Origin of the sequence: Streptacidiphilus pinicola, from assembly GCF_003258295.1 — a bacterium.
In the GTDB taxonomy this organism is placed as follows: Bacteria; Actinomycetota; Actinomycetes; order Streptomycetales; family Streptomycetaceae; genus Streptacidiphilus; species Streptacidiphilus pinicola.
On the sequence record NZ_QKYN01000053.1, the window covers coordinates 1 to 5,438 of the forward strand.

5 protein-coding genes are annotated in these 5,438 nt (G+C 69.0%); 2 read left to right on the forward strand and 3 right to left on the reverse strand.

Features of this window, described 5'->3' with window-relative positions:
- Positions 1-489: 489 nt before the first annotated feature.
- Positions 490-1,689: an esterase/lipase family protein gene (locus DN069_RS13620; RefSeq protein WP_341538470.1), complete on the forward strand. Its 1,200-nt coding sequence runs from the start codon at positions 490-492 to the stop codon at positions 1,687-1,689.
- 882 nt (positions 1,690-2,571) lie between these two features.
- Positions 2,572-2,877 carry an ATP-binding cassette domain-containing protein gene (locus DN069_RS42385; protein WP_207892148.1) on the forward strand — a complete coding sequence of 102 codons (306 nt, stop codon included), beginning with the start codon at positions 2,572-2,574 and terminating at the stop codon, positions 2,875-2,877.
- On the opposite strand, the gene DN069_RS13630 is transcribed toward DN069_RS42385, so the two are convergent.
- The 3 genes from DN069_RS13630 to DN069_RS13640 are packed head-to-tail and all read right to left on the reverse strand — an operon-like array spanning position 2,853 to position 5,335.
- Positions 2,853-3,410: a GNAT family N-acetyltransferase gene (locus DN069_RS13630; protein WP_111501219.1), complete on the reverse strand. Its 558-nt coding sequence runs from the start codon at positions 3,408-3,410 to the stop codon at positions 2,853-2,855. The genes DN069_RS42385 and DN069_RS13630 overlap by 25 nt on opposite strands.
- Before the next feature lie 9 nt (positions 3,411-3,419).
- Positions 3,420-4,724 (reverse strand): MFS transporter, encoded by a 1,305-nt coding sequence (locus DN069_RS13635; protein ID WP_133259914.1) that lies wholly within the window; start codon positions 4,722-4,724, stop codon positions 3,420-3,422.
- Between the two features lie 5 nt (positions 4,725-4,729).
- The gene (locus DN069_RS13640) at positions 4,730-5,335 is read right to left on the reverse strand and encodes a hypothetical protein (protein ID WP_111501221.1); all 606 of its coding nucleotides are present in this window, start codon (positions 5,333-5,335) and stop codon (positions 4,730-4,732) included.
- Positions 5,336-5,438 lie beyond the last annotated feature (103 nt).

Below are 5,438 nucleotides of genomic sequence, written 5' to 3' on the forward strand. Positions count from 1 at the left end.
AAGGTGGGGACTGAGGATGCGCACCGCGCTGCCGACAGGCCGTGACTCTTCCGTGTACCTGGGTAAATCCGGTGGTCGTCGGCGTCGTCGACCCACCGCCTGCCGGGTCGTGACGCAAGGTGCGTCTGTGCCGGAAGCGCGTGCTGGCACGTCGAAAGCCCGGACCCGGGCGCCCTGAACGAGTCCGGGACACCGACCCACACCACGGCGATCACCCGGCCGCGGCGAGCGCGCCCAGCAAGGGCCCGGCAGTAGGCCGCGGCGCCGGCCAGGACCGAACGCGGTCCCGCGGACGGGGTACGAGCGAGGTTCGGCGTCGTCACCCGTCGGACTGGGCCTGCGGCGCAGCGGCGACGATCCGGCCCTCCCGGACCCCGGGGCGGCGTTTGATCCAGTTGTCCGGGAAACGCGACTTTGCACATAGCGACCCCTTAGGCTGCAGCGTCGCCGTACCGTGTGGTGGTGAGCGCCACCGCCCCTGATAGCAATGTGCGTAATGGACCAGATGCGATTGTCACTCTGGTTCCCGGCACATGGGCTGGCAAGGCTGCTTGGACACAAGCGGACAGCCCCCTGAGCAGGGCCTTGACAGCGGCCGGATGCGAGGTAGCGCCCTTTGAGTGGTCGCACAGCAACAGCTTTCGAGCCCGTATGCGGGCCGCCGTGCGGCTCGCCGACCAGATCCAGGGTCGGATCAAGGAAAACCCGGACGCACGGCAGTGGATAGTGGCACATAGCCACGGCGGGAACGTCGCACTACACGCCGTCAGGCTCCTACGGAGGACCTGCACCGACGCGCCCAGGGTTTCGACGGTGACGTTGGCGACACCGTTCATCCACGTCCGTCGGCGGGCCATCTCGGGCTGGTCAGTTTTCGTCCTGGCCATGTTCGGTGTCGGGGTCATTGCATTGGCCGCTGTCACACTGGCGGGTGGCCACTGGCGCGATTGGCCCTATTACGTCAGTGCTCTGGTCCTGGGTGAAGCACTGCTGTGCATTGGCGGCGGGGCCATGCACCGGGGGTTCCTGCAGCGCGGCAACCTCTTCATCTGGCTTGGTAGAAGAATCACCGCAAACCCAGGGGGCTGGCTGTACGACGTCATTGACGCCGTCTCGCGCGGCGACTTCATCCGTCGGGGCTACCAGAGGCACATATTCGCCTCCGTGCAGTCGCCGAAAGTCGCACCGGATGAACTTATCGTGCTCCGGGCCGCTGGCGACGAAGCATCACTCGGCCTCGCCACGGGACAGTTCCTAGGTTGGATCAGCGCGCTGCTGAGCCGGCCGCTCACCAACTTTTGGCTTTGGCTGTGCATCACCGGCGCAGTCCGGGTCTTCTTGCTGGCCGGAGTTGTGATCCACCGTCCGAGCCACCTCGCCGTCCGCATCGTGATCTATGCGTCCATGGCGCCAGGATTCGTGGCTTTGGCCGCCGTGTCGGTAATGCTGGCCGCTGCGGTTCCTTTCGGCTGGGACGGCCCCTTTCTAGCCATGTTCGCCTCCTATTCGGCGGAGGCAGTCCCACCGGGACAGACCACCGTCGTACAGCTGGAGCCCCCTGCCGAAGCAGGAAGCAAGGGGCTGGCGCATTCCCGCCTATACCGAAGTGAGCAGGGCATCAACATGATCGTGACGCTCATCTGCGGGCCCCCGCCAGCCGACGGCGATGGAGCCGTACCAGTCGCTTGAGGGTTGGACTCGCTCCGTGGACAAGCCGGGCGTCATGAGCCGCGACACCACCTCGCAGGCGTGTGGCACCGTGCTGTACCTGTGGAACAGCCTTCCTCTCCCCCAGGGTCCCGAGGAGAAGACAGCCGCCACAGGATGCGCGACGCTCACTCCATCGCGGCCCGCTCGCAAGGTCGCCCGGCGACCCGCGTCCCAGCCAAGGTTCCGAGCGCCGTGCCGGGACGGCCCCCAACCGTTGGCGACCTGGTAGGTGAGGTTGCCGGCGTTGTCGCCGGAGACGGTCAGGTGACGCATCCTCGCGGCCTCGCCCGAGACCGAATCCGCGCCGCCAGCGCCACCGCGCAGCGGGCCTGTCGCCGATCGCCGGCAGGTCGGCGGTCGCCTTGGGAGGCCTGTTTGCGTCAATGACCTGGAACGCGTGGCGGCTGTGGGGGTCGACGGCGATTCCGATGGTGGGCATGCACTGCATCTGCAGAAGCACCGGCTCGGAGACGTCCAGGCTCACCCTGAGGCCGAACTCACCGTCCGCCAAGTAGCGGTAACCGCCCGAGGCCGACCGCCGCGGCAGAGAGACCGCCGCCATGCTCAACGCCATCCCCGCTGGCAGGGAAGTATTCACGTCGGCGGCCTCGGTAGCGCAGTCGGCGGTGCCGCGGTGGACGATCCAGGCGATGGCGCGTTCGACGAGGCGGCCAGCGGCGGTAGTCGGCCTGCCAGTCGGGGTCGGTGGCGGCCTGGTGGCGGGCGGCGGTCAGCAGGTCGTGGTGCGGGCGGAGGCAGTCCACCCTTTGACTGGCCCGTGCAGTCCACCGTTCGGTGGACTGGCGCAGGTCCACCGTTCGGAGCTCATGCGCGGGTGCCGTCGGCGAGCACTCTGGGGGCATGACGAGGGAACCGGCACTCCGGGTGCGGGGGCTGCGAAAGATGTACGGGGGAAGGGAAGCTGTCGCCGACGTGGATCTGGAGATGCGGCGCGGGGAGATCTTCGCGCTGCTCGGGCCGAACGGGGCCGGTAAGACCACGACGCCCGAGATCCTGGAGGGCCACCGCCGCCGGGACGGCGGCGAGGTGGCGGTGCTGGGAGAGGACCCCGGCGAGGCCGGGGGGCCAGTGGCGGGCGCGGATCGGGATCGTGCTCCAGCGGAGCTCGGACTTCGACCTGCTCATTCGTTCTTGAGGAGTGCGTAGCAGTCGAGGTCGATCGGGAGGCCGCGGCGGATGCGGAACGCCCGCAGGGTCCCCTCATGGGTGAAGCTGGCGCGGAGCAGGACGGCCCGGGAGGATGTGTTCTCCGGCTGGACCAGGGCCTCAATGCGCAGCGCCGGCAGCTCGCGGAAGGCCCATTGGCAGACGAGGCGGACGGCGGAGCTGGCGACGCCGGCTCCGCGGGCGTGGCCGGCGAGCCAGTAGGCCAATTCGAAGCGGTGTGGGCTGTCCTGCGTCGTGCGCAGGTCGCAGCCGCCGACCAGGAGGTCGGAGCCGGTCCGCCGGATGGCGAACGCCACCGCGCTGTCGCTGCGGAACCGCTCCTTGCGTTGGGCTATGCCCTGCTGAGCGTCGGTGAGGGTGTAGGACCGGGGCCAGGCGGTCCATCTGCGGATGCTTTCGTCTTGCGAGGCTTCCACCATGGCGTTCTCGTCGCCCGGCCTGAACTCGGTGAGCGTCGTCCTGCTGTCGTGGAGAACGGGTTGCGTCCTGGGTAGCGTGCGGGAGTCCGGCATGACGCTCCTTCAGGCCATGGAGTCGGCCGGCGCCAGCGGCGCGGGGGTGGCGCTGGTGCCGAGGGACATGATCGACGCCCCGGCTGCTGCGACGACGGCGAAGAAGCAGCCCCCGGCGAGCCAGGGCCCGACGCCGCCGTTCAGCAGCGCCGCGGAGACGATCATCGGACCGATGGTGTCCCTCAGGGAGCTGATGGAGGAAGCCGCGCCGTTGTAGGTGTTGAGCGTCTCCCTCTTGGAGAATATGACCGGCAGGCTCCAGAGGAGGACGGACGAGAAGATCTCGCCCGCGGTCAGTGCCAGGGTTCCCAGGATCAGGACCGCCATGAACTGCGCGCCGGTCAATGTGTGGGCTACAGCGTAGAGGGCCAGAGCCGCGAAGAGGCTGGCCCCCGAGAGGGCGAAGTACTTCCGCATCGCCGCGGCGGAGTTGTCCTCCCCGACCAGGCGGGCCTGCAGGAGGATCACCGTGACCACGTTGATTCCCAGAAGGATCGACATGATCCAGGTCGGCTGCCCCGACCCCGAGAGCCACAGCGGCACAGCGAACGTCAGGACCGTGTCGCACAAGCTGAAAAGCGTCGCTATCGTCACCGCGGCGATGTAGGACCGGTCGCCGAGGACGGCGCGGAGGGAGCCCCGGCGGGCCTCCTTGCGTTTCCTCCCGGCCTCCGCCAGGCCGCCCGGCCAGTCGGCCGAGGCCGCGAGCCCGGCCACGGCGATCATGCTGACGAGTGACAGCACGCCGTAGATCGCCACGGCGGCCAGCAGGCCGTCCCGCCCGCCCAGCGCGAGCGGACCGATGGCGAGGGCGTTCCCGCCGACGAACCCGACGTTGCCCAGGGAACGGGAGACCGCCCGCAGCTTCGGCCCGCTGTTGCCGGCCGCGATCTCGCTGGTGATGGTGGCCCTGGTGGTGTCGGCGATCCGGCGGACGATCGTCAGGAACACGAGGATGCCGGCGTAGGAGAGGAATCCGCTGACCATCCCCATCGCTGCCACGGCAAGGATCTGGACCGCGTGCGCGGCGATCGCCAGCCGCCGGGTGCCGAACCTGTCCCCCAGGGACATGACCGGGAGCACAAGGATGAGCGCGCTGACAGCGGCGATGGTGCGGGCGAGGCCGAACTTGTCGGGGGACATGTGCAGCACGTGCTCGAGCAGGACGAGGTTCGCCGCTATCCACCCCCCCTGGCCGAACGAGCTGGCGAGCGACGCGAGGCTCAGCCGACGGATGAGCCTGTCCTCGAACACGCCGCGCTGCCCGATGGCGCGCCCGAGGAGGTTCCACAGGACAGAGGCCTCTCTGTTCATGCCGGTCACCACCACACCACCGGGTGCTCTCCGAGGTGCTGGGGCTTGACCACCTTGTGGCACTCGAAGGGGCTGAGGGTGAGACGAAGGTCGAAGGGCCGCCCGGCCGCACGGTGGGCCTCCCGGATCCGCTCGCGAGCCCTGTCCGAGATCTTGCCGACGGACGGGTCGTGGCGGCTGGCGAAGGCCCGCTGGGGCTGGAACATGACGAACGACCCCGGCCTGCCGAAGGTGTAGCGGGAGCTGTCGGGGCCGTAGCAGGAGGAGAAGGCGAGCGGGTACAGGACCTGGCCGCCCAGGACCATCCGCCAGTCCGACCGAGGGATCCGCGCCCGCAGCTCCGCCCTGCTGCGACCGGTCTCGACCGTCAGCAGGCCCAGCAGCAGATCACCGGTGGCCAGCGCCAGCGCGTTGACGGTGGCGTCCGCGGTCCCGGGGAGAGTCACCAGGACCCCGTCGCTCTCCTCGTTCAGGGCGCCGGTGACGGCGGCGTGGGCGTTGGACACGTTGGTTTCCACGCCCAGCCTGGCGTCCCACTCGTAGGCGAGCCGGATGGAGGAGCCCGCGGCGAAGATGCAGGCGCTGCCGGCTGTGATCGGTTCAATGTCCATGGATGCTTCCCAAATAAGGCGGGGCCAGCCGAGCGGATTGGCTGGCCCCGGGCCGCTTGTCAGTTGTGGACCATGATGGAGTCCGTCTTGACGACGGGCTTCT